This is a genomic window from Novosphingobium sp. BL-S-19 (assembly GCF_055521675.1).
Map to the genome: position 1 here is coordinate 1,470,438 of NZ_CM145497.1, position 19,191 is coordinate 1,489,628.

14 protein-coding genes are annotated in these 19,191 nt (G+C 62.8%); 9 read left to right on the forward strand and 5 right to left on the reverse strand.

What is annotated here, in order from left to right; genetic code table 11:
* Nucleotides 1-34: 34 nt before the first annotated feature.
* Nucleotides 35-3,217, reverse strand: a complete 3,183-nt coding sequence (locus ACZ1JV_RS06275) for a TonB-dependent receptor (protein ID WP_465148818.1) — start codon at nucleotides 3,215-3,217, stop codon at nucleotides 35-37.
* Nucleotides 3,218-3,308: 91 nt separating this feature from the next.
* Nucleotides 3,309-5,585 carry a beta-glucosidase gene (locus tag ACZ1JV_RS06280; protein ID WP_465149788.1) on the reverse strand — a complete coding sequence of 759 codons (2,277 nt, stop codon included), beginning with the start codon at nucleotides 5,583-5,585 and terminating at the stop codon, nucleotides 3,309-3,311.
* A gap of 306 nt (nucleotides 5,586-5,891) precedes the next feature.
* Here ACZ1JV_RS06280 and ACZ1JV_RS06285 point away from each other — a divergent pair, with 306 nt between their 5' ends.
* The 4 genes from ACZ1JV_RS06285 (at nucleotide 5,892) to ACZ1JV_RS06300 (ending at nucleotide 11,156) form a co-directional block, all read left to right on the forward strand.
* A complete protein-coding gene (locus tag ACZ1JV_RS06285; RefSeq protein WP_465148819.1) occupies nucleotides 5,892-7,178 on the forward strand; it encodes an MFS transporter in 1,287 nt (428 codons plus the stop codon).
* On the forward strand, nucleotides 7,175-8,242 hold the full coding sequence (locus tag ACZ1JV_RS06290) for a LacI family DNA-binding transcriptional regulator (protein ID WP_465148820.1): 1,068 nt from the start codon (nucleotides 7,175-7,177) through the stop codon (nucleotides 8,240-8,242). The genes ACZ1JV_RS06285 and ACZ1JV_RS06290 overlap by 4 nt, the downstream gene beginning before the upstream one ends.
* Before the next feature lie 416 nt (nucleotides 8,243-8,658).
* Nucleotides 8,659-10,311 carry a TonB-dependent receptor gene (locus ACZ1JV_RS06295; protein WP_465148821.1) on the forward strand — a complete coding sequence of 551 codons (1,653 nt, stop codon included), beginning with the start codon at nucleotides 8,659-8,661 and terminating at the stop codon, nucleotides 10,309-10,311.
* Between the two features lie 50 nt (nucleotides 10,312-10,361).
* Nucleotides 10,362-11,156: a TonB-dependent receptor domain-containing protein gene (locus ACZ1JV_RS06300; protein ID WP_465148822.1), complete on the forward strand. Its 795-nt coding sequence runs from the start codon at nucleotides 10,362-10,364 to the stop codon at nucleotides 11,154-11,156.
* Between the two features lie 61 nt (nucleotides 11,157-11,217).
* Here the strand turns inward: ACZ1JV_RS06300 and ACZ1JV_RS06305 are convergent, their stop codons facing one another.
* Both ACZ1JV_RS06305 and ACZ1JV_RS06310 read right to left on the reverse strand, forming a co-directional pair.
* Complete coding sequence (locus ACZ1JV_RS06305) at nucleotides 11,218-11,802, reverse strand: TetR/AcrR family transcriptional regulator (RefSeq protein ID WP_465148823.1); 585 nt, start codon at nucleotides 11,800-11,802, stop codon at nucleotides 11,218-11,220.
* A gap of 104 nt (nucleotides 11,803-11,906) precedes the next feature.
* Nucleotides 11,907-12,422 (reverse strand): hypothetical protein, encoded by a 516-nt coding sequence (locus ACZ1JV_RS06310; RefSeq protein WP_465148824.1) that lies wholly within the window; start codon nucleotides 12,420-12,422, stop codon nucleotides 11,907-11,909.
* A 117-nt stretch (nucleotides 12,423-12,539) separates the two neighbouring features.
* On the opposite strand from ACZ1JV_RS06310, the gene ACZ1JV_RS06315 reads away from it, so the two are divergent.
* The 5 genes from ACZ1JV_RS06315 (at nucleotide 12,540) to ACZ1JV_RS06335 (ending at nucleotide 17,987) form a co-directional block, all read left to right on the forward strand.
* Nucleotides 12,540-13,400: an SDR family oxidoreductase gene (locus ACZ1JV_RS06315; protein ID WP_465148825.1), complete on the forward strand. Its 861-nt coding sequence runs from the start codon at nucleotides 12,540-12,542 to the stop codon at nucleotides 13,398-13,400.
* A gap of 115 nt (nucleotides 13,401-13,515) precedes the next feature.
* Nucleotides 13,516-14,688, forward strand: a complete 1,173-nt coding sequence (locus ACZ1JV_RS06320; RefSeq protein ID WP_465148826.1) for a hypothetical protein — start codon at nucleotides 13,516-13,518, stop codon at nucleotides 14,686-14,688.
* 29 nt (nucleotides 14,689-14,717) lie between these two features.
* Nucleotides 14,718-15,908: a sulfotransferase family protein gene (locus ACZ1JV_RS06325; RefSeq protein ID WP_465148827.1), complete on the forward strand. Its 1,191-nt coding sequence runs from the start codon at nucleotides 14,718-14,720 to the stop codon at nucleotides 15,906-15,908.
* Complete coding sequence (locus ACZ1JV_RS06330; protein ID WP_465148828.1) at nucleotides 15,905-16,921, forward strand: alcohol dehydrogenase catalytic domain-containing protein; 1,017 nt, start codon at nucleotides 15,905-15,907, stop codon at nucleotides 16,919-16,921. Before ACZ1JV_RS06325 ends, ACZ1JV_RS06330 begins: the two co-directional genes overlap by 4 nt.
* Before the next feature lie 13 nt (nucleotides 16,922-16,934).
* Complete coding sequence (locus tag ACZ1JV_RS06335; RefSeq protein ID WP_465148829.1) at nucleotides 16,935-17,987, forward strand: Gfo/Idh/MocA family protein; 1,053 nt, start codon at nucleotides 16,935-16,937, stop codon at nucleotides 17,985-17,987.
* 11 nt (nucleotides 17,988-17,998) lie between these two features.
* Here ACZ1JV_RS06335 and ACZ1JV_RS06340 read toward each other — a convergent pair whose 3' ends face one another.
* Complete coding sequence (locus ACZ1JV_RS06340) at nucleotides 17,999-19,177, reverse strand: DUF1214 domain-containing protein (RefSeq protein WP_465148830.1); 1,179 nt, start codon at nucleotides 19,175-19,177, stop codon at nucleotides 17,999-18,001.
* Nucleotides 19,178-19,191 lie beyond the last annotated feature (14 nt).

Here is a 19,191-nt window from a genome sequence, read left to right on the forward strand (position 1 = left end):
AAGCTGACCTTCTTCGCGTGGGCGGCAGTTATTCTCAGAACTTGTAGCTGGCACCCAGCAAGTAGCGGGCTGAGCCTTCGGATTCGAACCAGGTGTTCATCTTGTCACGGCCGTAGGTCCGCACGCCTTCCTCGAAGAGGTTGATGCCTTCGAAGCTGACGGTGATCTTCGGCGTGATGTCATAGCTCACGCTCAGGTCGACCTGGCTGTAAGGCGCCGTGAAGACCGGGTTGTGATAGCTGTCGCGGTTCAGCTGGCTCAGGAACTTGTCGCGCCAGTTCCAGGCGAGACGAGCCGAGATGCCGTACTTTTCGTAGATCAGCGTCACGTTGGCGGTGTCCGAAAGACCCACCAGCGCGAACTGGTCGACGCTGGGGTCCGCCGCAACGTCGATGCCCACGTCGCCGCGCACCAGCGTGTAGCTGGCGGCCACGCCAAGGCCGGTCTCACCAAGGAAGTACTGGCCAGCCAGTTCCACGCCGTAGATTTCGGCGTCCTTGTTGTTGATCGGCGTGTTGACCGAGAAGTCGAACTGCGGATCGTTGGCATCGGCAACGATGTCGACCGCTGCCAGCGTACTGTCCACAAAGCCCTGATCCAGCGCGCGGGTCTGCGTGTTGTAATGCGCAGCGAACTGGGCGTTGGCGGCGTTCACGTCGCCGTTGTTCTGCTGAAGCAGTGCTGTGTAGGTGAACAGGTTCACGTCGGTGATGTCGGCACCGAAGGTCGACTGCAACTGTGTCTTGGCGGTTCCCGAACGCGTTCCGGTCGCGCCCGAGGTGGGATCGGCCAGCCCGAACAGCGAACGGTTGACCAGTGTGTTGCCGATGAAGTTGTGGACGCGCTTATCGAAGAAGCCGATCGAAAGGTAGACGTCCTTGTGCGGATACCATTCGAGCGACACGTCGAAGTTGTCCGAATTCAACGGATCGAGGTCGGTATTGTTGGCGTTGCCGGTCGCGACGCCGCCGATCGCGGTCGGACGCGGCGGCGAACCGACGGTGGTCGAGGCGAACAGGTTGCCATAAGGCGCGCGCGCGATCGACTTGCCGTAGGAGAAGCGACCCTTCAGCGTGGGCGTGAAGTCGATCGAGAAGTCGAACGCCGGCAGCAGGTTGTTGTAGCTGCCCTTGTCGCGCACTTCCTGGCGATCGGCCGTGTACTGGATGTTGAAGTCGTTGTCCGCCTGCCACACGATCGCCAGCGGGATCGGCTGCAGCGAAACGGCCTTGACCTTCGTGCTTTCGAAGCGGGCACCAGCAACCAGCTGGGCATCCATGTTGCCAATCTGGCCGTTCCAGGTGAACTGGCCGTACACCGCCCAGATGTCTTCCTTGACGCGGTTGTCGTTATTCGCGTCGATGTTGTTGTTATGCTTCACACCATCAGTGGTGATGCCGCTGTAGTAGTTGAACAGCGTGTTGTAGAGCTTCGTCGCGTCCTCTGTGCGCCATGCGACCATCGAGTTGGCGTCGGAGTTCGGATTGTTGTGGTGGAACTGGCAGGTATTGCAGAACTGGAAGACCTGGCCCGGCGCTACGGCCGCGACTTCCGGCGGAAGCGAGTTGCCCCAGTCACCCAGAACCTGACGCGTGTTGTACTGCGTCTGACGGGTCTTGGTGGTGCGATAGTTGCCGCCGAAATCGAAATGGCTGTCGCCGCCAAGGTCGAACTTGCCATCCAGGCGCAGTTCCTTGACGCGCTGCGTCTGCGTGGAGTCGAACTGACGCTGGACCGCGCCCGACAGGTCACCCTCGTCCAGCTGACCGTTGCAGTTGCCCTTCGTGAATGCCACCCCGGTCGGGGTGGTGCTGCCCACGCAATCGTTGAAGGTGAAGGCCTGCTGCGGGAAACCGCCCTTTGTCCAGGTCAGCGACTGCGACGTCACAACCGGCGTGTTGATCGCGACAGTGGTCGAGGTCTGGCCGTTCGGGTTGTCACCCGTGCTGTCCGCCTTGCCGAAGTGGCCGTCCAGCGTGAACGACAGGCGATCGGTTGCCTGCCAGGCAACATTGGCGCCGATGTCGTAGAGGCGGTTCTTCTGGGCGCGATAGGCTTGTTCGAACGCGGCGTCCTTCACGCCGTTGATCGTTTCATGCAGGAACTGCGTGGTGGCAATTCCGTCCGAAGCGTCGTCGAAGCCGACCTGATCGAAGGGACGGTTGAACCAGTTCGACTGCGTGGAGCGGCGTTCCGATTCCCGCAGCTGTGCGTAGAGGCCGTCTACGGTCAGCGTCAGGGTATCGGTGGGCTTGTACTGCAGAACGGCCTGGCCGTTGATGCGTTCGCGGCTGTTTTCCGAGAAGTGGTAGCGGCTGTCGTTGGGGACGGCCACCAGCACGTTCGGATCGCTGGGCAGGTTGGTGTACTTGGTATTCGCGTTCACGAAGCCATTGGCGGGATTCAGGAAATCCGACAAAGTGCGGATGTTCCAGTCATCGTTCGCCTGGCTGGGAACGCTGAAGTTGCGCTTCTGGTAGCTGCCGAAAAGGGCCACGCCGAAACGTTGATCCGGATCGCTCCAGCTGGCGATGCCCGAAAATTCCGGCGTCACATGGGCGCCGCAGCTGATGCAATCGTCGGCGCTGGTGTCGTAGCTGGCCTTGGCGCCGACCGAACCCTGGAAGCCGCTTTCATTGTTGTCCAGCGGACGGCGGCTGCGGATGTCGATCGTGGCGCCGATGCCGCCCGAAGGAACTGCCGCGCGCGATGTCTTGTAGACCAGAAGCGTCTGGATGCCTTCCGACGCGAGGTTCGAGAAGTCGAACGAACGGCCGGTGCCCGAAGCGCCGTCACCACCCTGGTCGCCGCCGACTGCGGTAATGTCCGAGGTGGCCAGCTGGCGGCCATTGAGCGTGACAAGGTTGTACTGCGCGCCGAAGCCGCGCACGGTAACGGTCGAACCTTCGCCGTTCACACGGTCGATCGAAACGCCGGGAATGCGCTGCAGCGATTCTGCAAGGTTGGTATTCGGAAACTTGCCGATGTCTTCGGCCGAAATGGCGTCGACGACGCCGTTGGAATTGCGCTTGATTTCAGCGGACCGTTCCAGCGACGCGCGAACGCCGGTGACGACGATTTCGTTCGCATCGACGGCCGCGCTGTCCGGTGCTGCAGCATCCTGCGCGATGGCGACGCCTGGCGCAACCAGACCCGCCAGCATAGCTATTGCTGACGTCGATCGCGCGAACGACGACGCAAGGCGTGAACCCTTCATGATACCCTCTCCCTGTTACTGCCAGTATTCTGCAGTCATCGCGGCATTGACGCCGTCTTGATCTGCTTTGCTAACATTGCCGACATCGTTGTCAATGTGTCTTGTTTTTTGCGCCTTTGTTGCCGCCAGTTTCGGCGGCAGTAACGCCAAGTCGGACACCGTCCAAATTAACAATCTTTTCAGCGACTACGTTCTCGGCATCCGTAGCCAGCGTCAGTTTGTAATTTCCTGTTGAAATGTGCCAGCCGGGCGCCGCACCCTGGGTGTTCCAGCGCGCCAGCAGGCGCGGATCGGCCTTGATCGTGAGCGTTGCACTCTCACCCGGCTGCAGAACGTGGCGGGCCCAACCCACCAGTCGCGGCGTAGCAACGCCGGGGATAGTGGCGTAAAGCTGCGGCACCACTGTCGTCACCCGCTTGCCGTCGTTGCGGACGGTTACGCTTGCACCAGGTGCCGCACCGCCCGAAAAACTGGCGTTTGAGAAGGCGGCGTGGCCATAGCTGAGGCCGAACCCGAACGGGAACAGCGGCTTTTGTTTGCTGGCTGCATACCAGCGATAGCCGACGTCGGCGCCTTCCTTGTACTCGATGGGGTAGGGGGGCAGCTTCGCTGCGTCACCCAGCGCCGCATTGGCTGCTGCGCCATTGTCGGACGCCCCGGCGGGCATCTGTACCGGCTCCGGACGCGGCAACTGGCTGGGCGAGCGGGGGAAGCTGAGCGGCAGGCGGCCGGATGCGTCGACTTCGCCGAACAGCACGCGGGCAATCGCCTGACCGCCACGCTGGCCCGGATACCATGCCTCGACCACGGCAGGCACACGATCCAGCCACGGCATCAGCACCGCGCCGCCGGTTTCGAGCACGACGACCGTGCGTGAATTCGCCCCGGCAACCGCGCCGATCAACGCGTCCTGCCCATCGGGAAGCGAAAGGGATGGCGCATCCTGCGCCTCTGTCTGCCATTGAGTGGCAAAGACGATGGCAATATCCGCCTGCTTGGCCGCTGCGGCAGCTGCCGCTGGATCGCTGCCGTCCACGAAGCGGACAGTGGCGTTGGGTGCCAGCGCGCGGATCGCTTCGAGCGGGGACGAAGCATGATAGGTGACGCGCGCAAATGAGGCTGCCGCGCCGCTGGTTAGCGGAATTTCGATCGGCACACCGCCGACCGACCGCACTTGCGACGATCCGCCGCCGGACAGCACGCCCACGTCGGCATGGCCGCCGATGACTGCGATCGTCTTGGCTTCACGCGCCAGTGGCAGGATATTGCCGGTGTTCTTGAGCAGGACGATCCCCGCTTCGGCGGCGTGCTGCGCCACCTTGGCATGGGTTTCGTAGTCGATCGGCTGCGCACTTGTCGGCAACGGATGGTCGTAAGCGCCGGTGGCGATCAGCCCCGTGAGGATACGGCCAACCATTTCATCCAGCCGCGCTTTCGATACGCGGCCTTCCGCCACGGCCTTGGCCAACGGCGTGCCGAAGAAGATGCTGGAGTCCAGCTCCTGTCCGGATTCCTGGTCGAGCCCGGCGTTGGCGGCCTTCTCGGTGGAATGGACCGCGCCCCAGTCCGACATCACGAAGCCGGGATAGTTCCATTCCTTGCGCAGCACATCCGTCAGCAGGAAGCTGTTCTCGCAGGCATAGTGGCCGTTGATCCGGTTGTAAGCGCACATGACCGAGCCCGGCTTGCCATCGGCAATGGCGATTTCGAAAGCCAGCAGGTCGCTTTCGCGCAGCGCCACCGTGTCTATCCGCGCGTCCAGGATAGTGCGGCCGGTTTCCTGGCTGTTCAGCACGAAGTGCTTCACGGTGGAGACGATGTTGTTCGACTGCACGCCGCGGACGGCGGCCCCGGCCATCAGGCCCGAGAGCAGCGGATCTTCGCCGAAATATTCGAAGTTGCGGCCGTTCCAGGCATCGCGGGTCAGGTTGACGCCGCCTGCCAGCAAGACGTTGAAAGTCTTGGCACGGGCTTCCGCGCCGATCATCGCCCCGCCGGCATAGGCGATATCGGTATCGAAGCCGGCTGCCGTGGCGAGGGCGGAAGGCAGCGCGGTCGCCACGTCGCCCTTGCGCTGTTCCACCTGATTGGCAACACCCAGCGAGGCGTCGCTTTCGCGCATGGCAGGAATGCCAAGGCGCGGAATGGCAGCAACATAGCCGGCGGACGGGATCATGTCGGCGGGCGGATTCTTGGTTTGCGGCGGAAACAGGCCGTGAACCATCGCCAGCTTCTCTTCGAGCGTCATGGCCTTGACCAGCGCGTCGGCACGCTCCTGTGCTGGGCGGGACTTGTCCTGCCACACGCCAGTCACGGGCTTTTCGGCCGCAGCCGGGGGCGTGGCGGCGCTGCCGGTGGTTTGGGCCATCACGGATGTGGGAAGGGCCACCGCCGGAAAGGCGAGGGCCAGACCAGCCAGTTGGGTGGACCGGAGCAAGGCATGCAGACGGGCGCGCCGCTGCCGAATATTCGGTTGAGCTTTCATGATCCTCCCCGCCGCATCTTGGTCGGCTTGAGGGCCTGATCGCAAAGTCTGACATCGTTGTCAATCGGACTCTGGGCGCATTGTTGCGACATTGTTGCCCTTTCTTGTCGATAGCGCGGAAAGGATGCGCGCGAATTTGCCGAAAACTGGCTATGAACGGCGCACAAAATAAAATCAGGGGGTGCCACCATGGTCTCACGGTCAGGCGGATATGCCGGTGCAGCGGACGATACCGCGCCAGCGCCAGTCACGGCGGAACGACTGCGCGCCGCGCGCATGTTCAACCTGTCGATCGGAACCTATTTCATGGGCGGTTTCGTGGTTTCGCTGGTGAGTCTGCTGGTGCCGCGGCTCAAGCTTCTTATGGGACTGGACTATACGCGCGCGGCACTGGTGCAGGCGGCGTTTCATTCCAGCTATCTGCTGTTCGCCCTGCCGATCACCGCCCTGCTGGTGCGAATCGGTTATATGCGCGTCATCGCGGTAGGCTGCGCGGTCATGGCGGCGGGCAGCCTGGGATTCGTTGGTGCGGCGGCGCTGCATGACTATCCGCTGGTGCTGATCGCGCTGCTGGCGCTGGCAGGCGGGATTACCTTTCTGCAGATTGCCGGCAATGTCGTGATTACCCTTGTCGAGCGAACGGACCGGGCGATTGCGCGGATGACCTTGCTTCAGGGGTTCAATTCGATCGGTACGGTGCTGGCCCCGCTGCTGGGCGCATCGTTCCTGCTGAGTAACCGCAGCGCCGGGGGGGATGCCGCTGCGTGGCTGATGGTGGCAGTACCGTTCATCGCCAGTTTCGTGGTGCTGCTGGCCATGGCCTGGTCGTATTTTCGCAATCGCGATCTTCTGCAGGGAACCACCCCGCCGGAACGGGTGTCGTTGGCCGGCCTGCTAGGCGTGCTGTCGACTCCCCGCCTGACGGCCGGCTGCATCGCGATGTTCGGCTACGTCGGGGCGGAAGTGACGATCGGCACTTTGCTGACCAACTATCTTGTGCTTCCCGAAATCATCGGCGCCGATCCGGTCACGGCCGGGCGCCTTGTCAGCCTCTACTGGGGGGGCGCCATGATGGGCCGCTTCGCCGGTTCTCTGGCACTAGGCCGCTGGCCCGCCACGCGAGTTCTTGCCGCGACCGCCCTTGCGGCCACGGTGCTGGTGACGATTGCGACATTCGGCCACGGGATGGCCGGTGCGGCCGCGCTTATCGCCATCGGCGTCTGCAATTCGGTCATGTACCCCACGCTTTTCGCCCTGGCCCTGCCGGACGAGCAGGCCGCGGTGCCTTATGCATCCATGGCCCTGTGCATGGCTGTTGTCGGCGGTGCCGTGGTCCCCATGGCAACGGCAGCGCTGGCCGATGGCATCGGCCTCTTGCCGTCGCTGGTCGTTCCCGGCATCTGCTATCTCATCATCGCGATGTTCGCTGTGGTTCGAGCGGGTTATCCTGCTGCATTGGCATGGAGAATGGCTTGAAGGCAGTTACGATCAAGGACGTCGCCGCGCGCGCGGGGGTTTCACCCAAAACGGTATCGCGCGTGATCAACGGCGAACAGCATGTGCGCGACGAGATTCGCGAACGTGTGATGCGCGTCGTCGACGAAATGGCCTACAAGCCGAATGCCTTCGCACGCGGCCTTTCCAGTTCGCGCTCCTTCCTTGTCGGGCTGTTCGTGGACGATCCGGTCTCGGGCTATGCTGCCGACCTTCAGCGCGGCGCGCTGGCACAATGCCGGGCCTGCAGCCACCACCTTGTCGTCGAAGAGGTGGAGCGTGACCGTCCGGACTGGTTGGCGCAGATCGATGCCACGCTGCGCGAACTTTCGCTGTCCGGCGCCATTCTGGCGGCTCCGGTCTGCGACTGGACGGAATTGCTCGACCTGTTCGACAGTCACGGCATTCCGGTGGTGCGCCTATCCCCAGCAACCGAGCCCGACCGCGCGATGCAGGTGCGGATCGACGACCGAGCCGCCGCGCGCGAAATGGCGGAGCGGTTGATTGCGCTTGGCCATCAGGACATCGCCTTCATTCTCGGCCATCCCGGCCACAGCGCCTCTGCCTTGCGCTGGCAGGGCTTTGCGGATGCCTGCGCTGCGGCAGGGGTCGAGATCCCCACGCGCCGGGTCCTGCAGGGCGATTTCAGTTTCAAGTCCGGCCTCGCCGCTGCGGAGGCGATTTTTGCCGATGGTCGGCGGCCCACCGCGATTTTCGCCAGCAATGACAAGATGGCGTTCGCAGCGATGGTGGTGGCAATGCGGCACGGCGTTTCCGTGCCTGCCGAACTGTCGATCACCGGTTTCGACGACGACGAAATCTCCCGCATGGCCTGGCCGCCGCTCTCGACCGTCAACCAGCCGAATGCGGAAATGGCTGCCGTGGCGGTTGACTTGTTGGTCGGCGGAGCCCCGCGTGAAAGGCCGGATGGGAACGAGTGTGTGGAATTGAGCTATTCGCTGGTCGAACGCGAAAGCACCGGCCCGGCTAACTTCCACCAGACAAAAGGCACGCGAACAGTACCGGTTTTCAAGCCCGAAACCTGAGTGCGAGTATTGATCTCTCATTTCTGAAATGTGTCTGAAGATTGCCCCCTACAGAAGGGGTGTTAGTCATGTGTCCGGGCAGCAAAGATAAATAAACCCGCTTCACCAAGGGGCGGCCAGCGGCAGAACTTCGCCCCGGCGTTATGTTCATCTCATTCATGAAAATCAGAAGCGCGCTTTCTCGACTCTTTAAATAGCGACAACTAGATTATTTGCCGCGACATCAGACTGGATCACGCCGTGGCCTTCCAGCAAATCACCGCACGCATCATGCGCTGCCAGCCGCTCCGGTTCGGCATGCGACCGGCCGACGGTGGTTTCCGCGATCAGCCAGACAGGTCCGCAACACTCACTTTCACACGGGATGGTGACAGAGAATAAAATTCAAAAACAATGATATAGATGGGGAGAGGGTAATGACGAAATCCGTTTACCGCGCCATGCTTTTGGCGGGAACCGTAGTTGGATTTTCCGCACCGGCACTCGCGCAGGAAAATGTCGACGAAATCGTGGTCACCGCACGTCGCGTCGAAGAGCGACTTCAGGACGTCCCCATCTCGATCACGGTCTATAACCAGGATCAATTGAGCAACCGCAACGTGGTATCGGGCGCCGATCTGGCAACCTACACGCCATCGCTTTCCTCCAATGCACGCTACGGCGGTGAAACCGCGACTTTCGCGATCCGCGGGTTCACGCAGGAAAGCTATACCTCGCCTTCGGTGGGCGTCTATTTCGCCGATGTGGTCGGTCCGCGCGCGCAAGGCGGTACGCCGGGCGGCAACGGCGCCGGCGTCGGCATGTTCTTCGATCTTCAGAACGTGCAGGTGCTCAAGGGCCCGCAAGGCACGCTGTTCGGCCGCAACACCACCGGCGGCGCGGTGCTGCTGGTGCCCCAGCGGCCCAAGGACGACTTCGGCGGCTATGCCGAAGGATCGATCGGCAACTTGGACATGCGACGGTTCCAGGCCGTCGTGAACGTGCCGCTTGCCGAAACATTCAAGGTTCGCCTGGGCGTCGATCGTCAGGTCCGCGATGGGTATCTACACAACCGTTCCGGCATCGGCCCGGACGATTTCGGCGATGTCGACTATTGGGCTTTCCGAGGCTCCGTGCTGGCGGAAATCACGCCGGACCTCGAAAACTACACTATCGCCAGCTACACCCGTTCGCGCACCAACGGCACGACCGGCAAGATCGTCGTCGCCAACACTCCCGGTTGCCGCGATGGCGTGCCAGACCGATTTGCGCTACCCACGCCGGGCTCCACCGCCTCTTACCTCGCCCCGATGGTCTGCGCCGGCACTTTGGCGCGGGCAGAGGCGCAGGATTACGGATATTGGGACGTCGAAAGCGGCCATCCCAATCCCTTCCTGAAGATCGACAGCCTCTCACTGATCAACACCACGACCTGGCAAGCCAGCGATACGATCACGCTGAAGAACATCGCCAGCTATCAGGAATTCACACAGGCACAGGCGTTCAATGTCGGTGCCGACAACCTGACTTATCAGGGCCTGCCGGTCACCTGGGTGGGCGTTACGCCGGCCAGGAGCCTGAACAATATCGACCAGTGGACCTTTACTGACGAATTCCAGTTGCAGGGCCGAACGTCGGATAACAAGCTGATCTATCAGGGCGGCGTCTACTACGAACGATCGGGGCCGCTCTCGAACTGGCAGGGCACGGTTTCCCAGATCACCACGGTGCTTTCGCCGGCACAGACCGGGCTGCCGATCCCGGTGTTCACCACGTCCTCCTGCTCGGACATCGCGAACTACGTCTGCACCAACCTCAACAGCCTGGGGATCAAGCAAATCCCGTCGATCCTGCAGAACTCGCTGACGCGGTACTGGTATCGCAACATCGGCCTCTACGCGCAGGCGACCTACAAGATCGTCGAAGAGCTCTCGCTGACGGGCGGCATCCGCTATACGATGGACAAAGTGCGCGGTGAGGGGGGGGGGGGACCCGCACGGTCCGCATCACCAACGACACGCCGTCGTTCTTCTGCGCCGCCTATCCCACCCGTCCGGCGCCGACCGGGGAGGATTGCCTTACATCGCTAAGCCAGAAGTCCGAAAAGCCGACCTGGCTGGTCAGCCTGGACTACAAGATCATGCCGGACGTCATGGTCTACGCCAAGTATGCGCGCGGCTATAGGCAGGGCAACGTCAACGTATCGAACACGGTACCGGTAGGCTGGGGGCCGGAAAAGGTCGACGCCTATGAAATCGGTGCGAAGGCCAGCTTCCACGGCAAAGTATCGGGTTATCTGAACCTTGCCGGATTCTACAACGATTTCAGCGACCAGCAGCTTTCGGCCAACCTCATTCCGGACGGCACGGTGGCGGGGGCATCGCCCTCTCAGGTGATCGTCAACGCCGGCAAGTCGCGCATTCAGGGTATCGAGGCGGAAGGCGCGCTGAACTGGATGGGCTTCAACCTCACGGGCGGCTACACTTGGCTCGATACCAAGCTGAAGTCCTATACGCCGCCGTCGATCCCCGGCTATCTACCGCCGTCGACGGGCGCGGCAGTGGGCGGCGTGTTGCCGCTTTCGCCGAAGCACCGGGTGACGCTGACGGGCACCTATACGCTGCCGCTGGATGACAGCATCGGCAAGGTCTCGTTCTCGGCCACTTATACCTACACCGCGCAGCAGCTTGCTGCCAACGACAGCCCGATCGGCTGGCTGCCGTCGAGCAATCTCTGGAACATGAACGCAAACTGGAACTCGATCGCGGGAAGCCCGGTCGATCTGTCTGGCTTCGTCAGCAACCTGACGAATGAGAAGTATCCCGTCTTCGTCGGCAATGCCTGGAATTCGACGGGCTATGACTCGCTGATCCTCGGTCAACCACGCATGTACGGCGTACGCCTGCGTGTGCGTTTCGGGAGCGACGCGCTGTAACGGTCCGGCGAGGGGGCGGGCGATTGTGCGCCGTCCCTTCGCCTCCGTTTGCGGTTAAGCCTCAATCCTTGTTGGCATTGATGCCGTCGAGAACGAATTCCAGCACCGCCTCGTCGATTGCTTCATCAGAAGCCAGCCCCGGCGGGAAAAGTACGTCCTTGAACATCACATTGGCCAGGACTGCAGCAAAGGACACGCGCACCATCAGCTTCGGATCGATGCGGGGCGCCGTGCCCAGCCGCTTCGCCTGGACGGCGGCGCCGCGTTCGAAATAGCCGTTCAGGCTATCTATGGCGCGGGCGCTGGCGTCGCTGTCGGAACCGTGGAGGCTAGCTGTCAAAACGGTCAGTAGGAGCTGCGAATATTCCTGAAGAAACCGCTGCAACTCCTTGATATAGAGTTGAGCGTTGTCCCGGCGATTACCCGTTGCCGGATCGTCGATGGCGTGGCTTTCGTTGAACCGCGCAAGGTGTGCGTCGAGGGGGCGGAACACTGCCTCCTGAAACAGCGCCGCTTTTGACGAGAACATGCGGAAAAGCTGTGCCTCGGTGCTTTCCGCACGCCTCGCGATGGCCGCAGTGGTGGCGCCGGCATAGCCGGAGCGTTTGAATTCCTCTTCCGCCGCTTCCAGCAGGCGGCTGGCCACTTCTTCCGAAGTCCGCCGTTTCCGACGCGTAGCCTTGTTCTCTTCGCTCACCACGGCTCCATCATTTGATGCGTACAGCGCCTAGCAGCGAAGGGCGGAACCGTTCAACTGCGCGGCACCGATGCGAAGAAATCCACCCCGGCCTGTTCCGCAAACAGATATTCCAGATAGTGGCCCAGTTCCGGCACATCGACGAAGCAGGCCTGCAGCAGCGGGTTGCGGCTGCGATAGGGCACCAGCCAGCCGTTCCGTTCGGCTTGCCGGAACACACCCTGCCATTGCTTCTCGTCATGGATTAGGAAGCCGAGATGATGGTGCCGCAGATGGAAACCGTCGCTTTGCGGCAGCCGGTCGCTGTAGATCTCGGAGCCGGGGCCGGTCGCCTCGATCACTTCGTACATTACCGTGCCGACCCAAGCGAAATCGGCCTTGATATAGCCGCCTTGCGGCAACTGGCCTTCCAGCCGGGCAAACTCGCGGATGCCCAATCGACCCGAAAACAGGTCCCGCGCCGCGTCGATGTCGTTGGTGACGTAAGCCATCTGGAAATGTTCGCTGAGCAGCAGGCCCGAACCCGTTTCGAAACGATCCATGGAACGGTCAAGCAATAGCGGCATCATGATCTCCTCTCCCGGAACGATCAGGATAGTATATGCTATCTATCTTGCGCAAGAGCCGGCCTTCGCTTTACGATCCGTGAATCGAACGGCGCGCGACGCCGCCTGCATGGAGAGGACATGAACATGGCAAGCGATCTGGATGGACTAGGCTATCGCGGGAAAACCGTGGTCGTGACGGGCGGCGCCTCCGGCATGGGCGAGGCGGCAGCGCGGATTCTGGGCGATCTGGGCGCACATGTGCACATCGTCGACATTCAGGAGCCCAAGGTCCCACACGCGGGCTTTTATCAGTGCGACCTCTCGGACTTCGATCAGGTGCGCGCCACGGCGGAGGCGCTGAAGGCCGTGGCGCCGATCCACTTCCTGTTCCCCTGCGCGGGGCTGCCGCCGCATATCAAGGGTGCGCTCTATTGCATGCGGGTCAATTATATCGGCACGCGGCTGCTGGTGGAGAGCCTAGTGCCTTCGCTGGCCGACGGCGCGGGGATCGCGCTGATCTCCTCCGACGCGGCGATGGGCTGGCAGAAGAACATCGCGCAAAGCCTTGAAATGCTGGCGATCGCCGATCCGGACGAAGCGCTCGCCTGGGTGGCAGCCGATCCCGAAAAGCGCCTGCGCGACGGCTACACCACGTCGAAGGAAATGCTGGTCGTCTGGGTGGCCAAGGCGGCGGTCGCATTGGGGAACGAGCGGCGGATCCGCTTCAACGCGATCGGCCCTTGCCCGACCAAGACGGCGTTCATGGACCAATCCGCCGATGTGATCAGCCAGGAATTCCTCGACGCCTGGCCCTATCCCTCGCTCGGCCGGATCGCCACCGCAGAGGATCAGGCCTGGCCGCTGGTGCTGCTCAACAGCCCGCTCAACGGCGCGGTAACCGGGGCGTTTCTCTATACCGATCAGGGCTTCGCCACGGGCGTGATGACCGGGGCAATCGATGCGTCGTTCATGATGGGCAGCCAAAGGGAGAAAGCCTGACCGCGCGAAATCGCCGGGGCGTTTGGCGGGGCAGGCAGCGCGAAATGGCTTGTCCGGCCGCATCGAACGCATTTAGATAGTGATTGCTATCAATAGGGTTGGAGAGGCCCACACGATGGAAATCGAGCCGAGCATTCTTGCCTATCTGGCCGACCTCGAAAGCGCGGTCGACAACCTGAAGGATACCTGGCGCCCAGACGATCCGGCCTATCGCGCCGATGTCTATCGCCAGACGATGACCAGCCTGTCCTACGCCTACTTCGCCTATTTCCACGCCACGCCCGAGCATCCGGACTGGGCGCCGCTGTGGAACCCGGTCTACACCCTGCAGCCCAATCCGGACGACATCTACGTCCAGTCCCCCATCCGGGGCGATCTGACCTACCGGATATCGGGCAATCGCGCCACGTGCCGGATCCTGTCCTTCACCACGCAGAAAGTGCAGTCCGGATCGGTGGACGAGATGCCGCGCCCCAACGGGCATAACGAGGTGGACGACAGCGATCTCGGCCTTGAACTCGGGCAGGATTTCTCGGTCATCTTCAGCGCCGAACGCCCGGCGGGCTATACCGGCAAGTGGGCGAAGATCGATCCCGAGGCCGGCTACCTCTATCTGCGCTATCGCAGCTACGACTGGCTGAACGAGGTGGATCCGCAGCTTTCGATCGAATGCCTCGATCCCGTGCCGGCCAAGCCGCGTCTCTCGTCCGAGGAAATCCTGCGGCGCATTGGCGAAATGGCGAAGTTTCCCGGCCGCAAGACGAAGCTCTATTATCCCATGCAGAACGGCGTGAAGGACCGCGTGGGCTTCAATGTCTTCGAACCGATCCGGATGCCCGGCGCGCTGGTGAAGCAGGTCTACTGGCCCGCGTGCTTCCAGCTCGACCCGGACGAGGCGTTGATCATCGAGACGGATATTCCCGCGAAGGCGCCGTACTGGAACATCCAGCTCAACGATCCGTACTTCAACGCGCTGGAATACGTCTACCGCATCTCCAGCTCGAACGGCCATTTCGCGAAGCTGAGTTCAGACGGGAAATACCGCGCGGTGATCGCGCTGGAAGATCCCGGCGTGCCGAACTGGCTGGACCCGGCCGGCTATACCGAAGGCGGCATCTACGGCCGCTGGTACGATTGCGACAGCGAGCCGACACCGACGATCAAACGCGTGAAGTTGGCCGATCTGCGCGACCATCTGCCCGCGGACACGCCGGCCGTCACGCCAGAGGAACGGGCGGAGGAACTACGCCAGCGCGTGCGGGCCTGCCAGCGTCGGCGCCGCTGGTAAGAAGAACGAGAGACGAGAGAGGACTGTCGATGGATTTCGGGTACGATCCGCCCGAGCGGTTCCGCACCGCGTCGGACCAGGCGCACGAGATCGTCACGCGCGAACTGGGGCACGATGATTTCGGGCCCGGCGATTACTTGCATGGGCTGAAGGTCATGCTCCAGTCGATGGACTATGACCCGCATTTCACCGAGCAGGGCCGGCGAGCTGCCTGGGGGCAAGTGATCGGCGTGCTGCGCAGCCGGGCCGGTGCGTACCGGGCGATGAAGGACAATCCCGGCTTCGATGCCGAGGCCATCGTCAGCCCGGTGGTGATCACCGGCGTGCCGCGCACCGGGACGACCGCGCTCCATCGTCTGATGGCGGTAGACCAACGGTTTCAGGGGTTGCAGACCTGGTTGCTCGATGCCCCGATGCCGCGCCCGCCGGTCAGTGAGTGGGAGAGCTATCCCGAATACCGCAAGACCGTCGCCGTGCTGGAAGCGCGCTATGCCGCCGCGCCGCAGAAGCGGGCCGCGCACCATATCGCAGCGGAAGAAGTGCACGAATGCTGCATGCTGCTGCGCCAGTCCTTCGTTTCGAACCTGTGGAGCTGCGGATGGTCCGCCCCGACTTACGATGCATGGTGGCAGTGCCAGAGCGAGCAGGCGGCCTACGACTACTATTACCGCTGCGTCCAACTGATCGGCGCGAATGACCGCGACAAGCGCTGGCTGCTGAAGAACCCCGGCCATATCGAAAATCTGGACCTGCTCTTCGCGGTGTTCCCGGATGCCAAAGTGATCCAGACGCACCGTGATCCGGCCAAGGCGGTGCCGTCTCTGGTATCGCTGCTGATGACGCTGCACCCGACGATGGAAGAGGGCCGGGCAGATCAGCGCGCCGCCAATATGCTGGAGCGGGAAGTCGCCAAGTGGGCGAACGCCGTGCACAAAGCCGATGCGGTACGCGAACGCCATCCCGGCAAGGTGCTCGACGTGGTCCACCTCGATTTTCATCGCAATCCGATGGATGTGCTGGACCGGATCTACGCTTTCATCGGCATGGACATTCCCGATGCCACGCGAGCCCAATTCGCGCAGCGGATCGACGAAAAGCCGGAGCTTCAGCACGGCGTCCATCGCTATTCGATTGCCGATTACGGCATGACACCCGAACAGGCGCGCGAGCCCTTCGGCGATTACATCGAACGCTTCGACCTGGTGGAGAAAGGCAAGTGAGGGCAGCGCTCTATCCGGGCGGCGGCCGCCCGATCGTCATCGAAAGCCTGCCCGATCCCCGGCCGGGGCCTGACGACCTGCTGATCCGCGTGGATGGCTGCGGCATCTGCGGCACCGACTTGTCCATGACCAAGGGGGGCGCCTGGGACTATGGCCCGAACGTGCAGTTCGGGCATGAATACGCGGGCGAGATCGTCGAACTGGGCAGCAATGTGGAGGGCTTCCGGATCGGCGAGAAGATTGCCGTCCTGCCCTCGGTCGCGTGCGGGAACTGCCGCCAGTGCCGCGCGCATGGCAACAATGTGCTTTGCCAGTCGAGCCCGGCCAAGGCGATGGCCGGCTTTGCCGAACTCGCCAGCATTCCCGCCAGCGTGGCAACGCGGCTGCCCTCGACGCTGTCGCTGGCCGACGGTGCCCTGATCGAACCCCTGGCGATCAGCCTCTACGGCACGAAATTCGCGGCGATTTCGCCGGGGGACCGAGTGCTGGTGCTGGGCGGAGGCACGGTGGCGCTCTATGCGATCTATTGGGCGCGGAGGCTGGGAGCAGGGCGCATCGTTGCCATGTCGCGCTCGGCAAGGCGCAAGGATCTGGCGCTGGCGATGGGGGCCGATGCTTTCGTCGCCTACGGTGATGGCGAGATCGGCGAAGTGGCCGAGGTGCTGGGCGGGCCGCCGCAAGTGGTGTTCGAGGCGGTGGGGGCAGAAGGGATGCTGCCCAAGGCGATCATGCATGCCGATCAGTTCGGCCGCATCGTCTCGCTGGGGTTCTGCACCGCGCCCGATCCCGTGATCCCGGCGATCGCGTCCTATAAGTGCGTGTCGATGCAGTTTGCAGTCGGCTATTCGATGAAGGAATTCATCTACATCGCCGATCAGATGGACAAGGGTCACGTCGATCCTAAGGCCATCGTCACCAATACCATCGGCCTTTCGGACCTTCCCGCGATGTTCGCGGCGCTGCGCGGGCCCAACGCGGAAACCAAGGTCCACGTGCGCTGCAACGCATCCTGACGGAGAGCCGATCATGACGAAGATACCCGCGCTTGTCGTCGGCACCGGCTTCGGCTGCCGCGTCCACGTTCCGGCCTTGCGCGCGGCCGGTTTCGATGTGGTTGGGCTTGTCGGCACCCGACCCGAGAAGCTGGAACGCAAGGCGGCAGATGCCGATATTCCGGCGTTCTTCACCGATCTGGACGAGGCGATAGAGCGCACCGGTGCACAAGTGGTCACCATCGCCTCGACCCCTTCGACCCATGCGCCATTGGCAATGAAGGCCGTCGCGCATGGTTGCCACGTGCTTTGCGAGAAGCCCTTCGCGCTCGATGCCGCCGAAGGCGCTGCTTTGCTAGAGGCGGCGGAGAAGGCGGGTGTAGTCCACATGATCGCACACGAGTTCCGTTGGCAACCGGAACGCGCACTGTTCGGCCGCGCCATCGCAGAGGGCCTGATCGGTGAGCCGCGACTACTGGTGATGGACCAGTTCATTCCGTTTTGCGCCGATCCCGAGGCGCGATTGCCCGGCTGGTGGTTTGACGAGGCTTCGGGCGGCGGCTGGCTGGGCGCTGGGGGATCGCATCTGATCGACCAGATCCGGGCCTGGCTCGGCGAGTTCGATACTGTTTCGGCCCGGCTCCTCACCGTGTCCGAGCGGAATGATGTGGCCGACGACAGCTATTCACTGCGGTTTCGGATGGCCAACGGGCTGGAAGGATCGATGCAGCAGTGTGCGGGGGCGTGGGGATCACCGGCCACGCTGGTGCGCTGCGCGGGCAGCAAGGGCACCGTCTGGATCGAAAGCGGTAAAGTCATGCTGGCCGACAAGGGCGGCACGCGCGAACTGGACGTGCCGGACGACCTGCGCCTGCCGGAAATCGCGCCATCCGCCACCGGCCGGCCGCCCAGCTTCGAACTGGCACCGTTCATCCGCCTATGCGCAGCGCTGCGCGATGCGATCGCCGGCGAGGGGACGCGAACTCAGATCGCGGTCCCCACTTTCGCCGATGGTCTCGCCGCGATGAAGGTGATGGACGCGATCCGCCATTCGTCCAGAAATGACAGCGCGTTGCAGCAGGTCTGAGAGAGGCGACCTTACCAGCGCCGCCGGCGCTGGCAGGCGCGCACCCTCCGGCGGAGTTCTTCCGCCCGGTCCTGCGGTGAGACGACCGGCGTGTCGGCAGGCAGATGATCGCGCAACTCGGCAAGCGGTACGCGCGTGATCGTCGGCGTCGGTTCGCTGTCGCAATCGTACCAGCGCCCGTAGATCGTGCCCTGCTTGAACCCTGCGGGATCGAGCCAGTTCGGCACGCCGGGATCCTCCAGTGCGATCACTGCGCGGAACTTCCCGTCCGAGCTTACGCGCGCATAGTGCCCGTTGGTGCTGGACTGGCGATAGACGTATTCGGTGGCGTTGAAGTAGGGGTCGTTAAGCTGGAAATTCCAGTAGCGGCGCTGCGCGGGCAGGTCCGTCTCGACGATCAGCGCCTCTCCATCCTCCAGTTCGTAGACCGCCGGCAGGTAGACCTGCCGCGTGAAAGACCCGCCGTATTTGACCGGTTCGAACACATTCACGCCCACACGCTCGCGGATGCCGTTCTGCATCGGGTAGAACAGCCTCAGGGCACGTTCCGGCATGTGCGCCATGTGATCGATGCGCTCCATGATCTGTGCCGGCGATAGCCGCTGCTTTGGCGCGACGGGATCAAGGCATTCGATCGACATGCGGGGATCGACCTCATTCTCCCAGTCATAACTGCGATAGCGCGTCATCAGGACCCGCGCGCCGGGTGCGATGCGCAGCCAGTTGCCGCGATAGCCCTCCGGCCGCTCGGCGCTCAGCAGCAGTTCGAAGTCGCCTTGGGCGTCGATCTGCAGGTCGCCGTCGTCGATGTCATTGTAGTGCGCACCGGTCAGGTCGTTTTCCCAGGGCATGCCGGCAAGGCTCAGCTGGGTGGTGAAGGTCACCATCTTCACCGTCCCGCGATTGCCGCTGATGCGGTAGCGCCGATCACTGCTGATCGGGCAGTAGAGGTAGATGTCGTCCGGATTGGGCTGCAACGTGAAAACCGGGTTCCAAAGCGGCGCCCAGTCCGGGTGATCGGCATCGGCATGGAAGAACGCGAAATAGGCGTAGGAGAACTGCATCATGATCTGACGGTAGACGTCGGCACGATAGGCCGGATCGTCAGGCCGCCAGGTGTTCGCAAGCTGCGCAACCGCGTCCTCAAGTGGAGCGAGATAGTCCATCAGCGGCTTGATCGTATCGTCCATGCCCGGAACCTTCC

Bases quoted from the DNA above. Each gene is read 5' to 3' on its own strand.
- ACZ1JV_RS06280 (WP_465149788.1), bottom strand. From the start codon at position 5,585: ATGGCCCAAACCACCGGCAGCGCCGCCACGCCCCCGGCTGCGGCCGAA.
- ACZ1JV_RS06325 (WP_465148827.1), top strand. From the start codon at position 14,718: ATGGATTTCGGGTACGATCCGCCCGAGCGGTTCCGCACCGCGTCGGAC.
- ACZ1JV_RS06275 (WP_465148818.1), bottom strand. From the start codon at position 3,217: ATGAAGGGTTCACGCCTTGCGTCGTCGTTCGCGCGATCGACGTCAGCA.
- ACZ1JV_RS06320 (WP_465148826.1), top strand. From the start codon at position 13,516: ATGGAAATCGAGCCGAGCATTCTTGCCTATCTGGCCGACCTCGAAAGC.
- ACZ1JV_RS06285 (WP_465148819.1), top strand. From the start codon at position 5,892: ATGGTCTCACGGTCAGGCGGATATGCCGGTGCAGCGGACGATACCGCG.
- ACZ1JV_RS06340 (WP_465148830.1), bottom strand. From the start codon at position 19,177: ATGGACGATACGATCAAGCCGCTGATGGACTATCTCGCTCCACTTGAG.
- ACZ1JV_RS06315 (WP_465148825.1), top strand. From the start codon at position 12,540: ATGAACATGGCAAGCGATCTGGATGGACTAGGCTATCGCGGGAAAACC.
- ACZ1JV_RS06335 (WP_465148829.1), top strand. From the start codon at position 16,935: ATGACGAAGATACCCGCGCTTGTCGTCGGCACCGGCTTCGGCTGCCGC.
- ACZ1JV_RS06300 (WP_465148822.1), top strand. From the start codon at position 10,362: ATGCCGGACGTCATGGTCTACGCCAAGTATGCGCGCGGCTATAGGCAG.
- ACZ1JV_RS06310 (WP_465148824.1), bottom strand. From the start codon at position 12,422: ATGATGCCGCTATTGCTTGACCGTTCCATGGATCGTTTCGAAACGGGT.
- ACZ1JV_RS06295 (WP_465148821.1), top strand. From the start codon at position 8,659: ATGACGAAATCCGTTTACCGCGCCATGCTTTTGGCGGGAACCGTAGTT.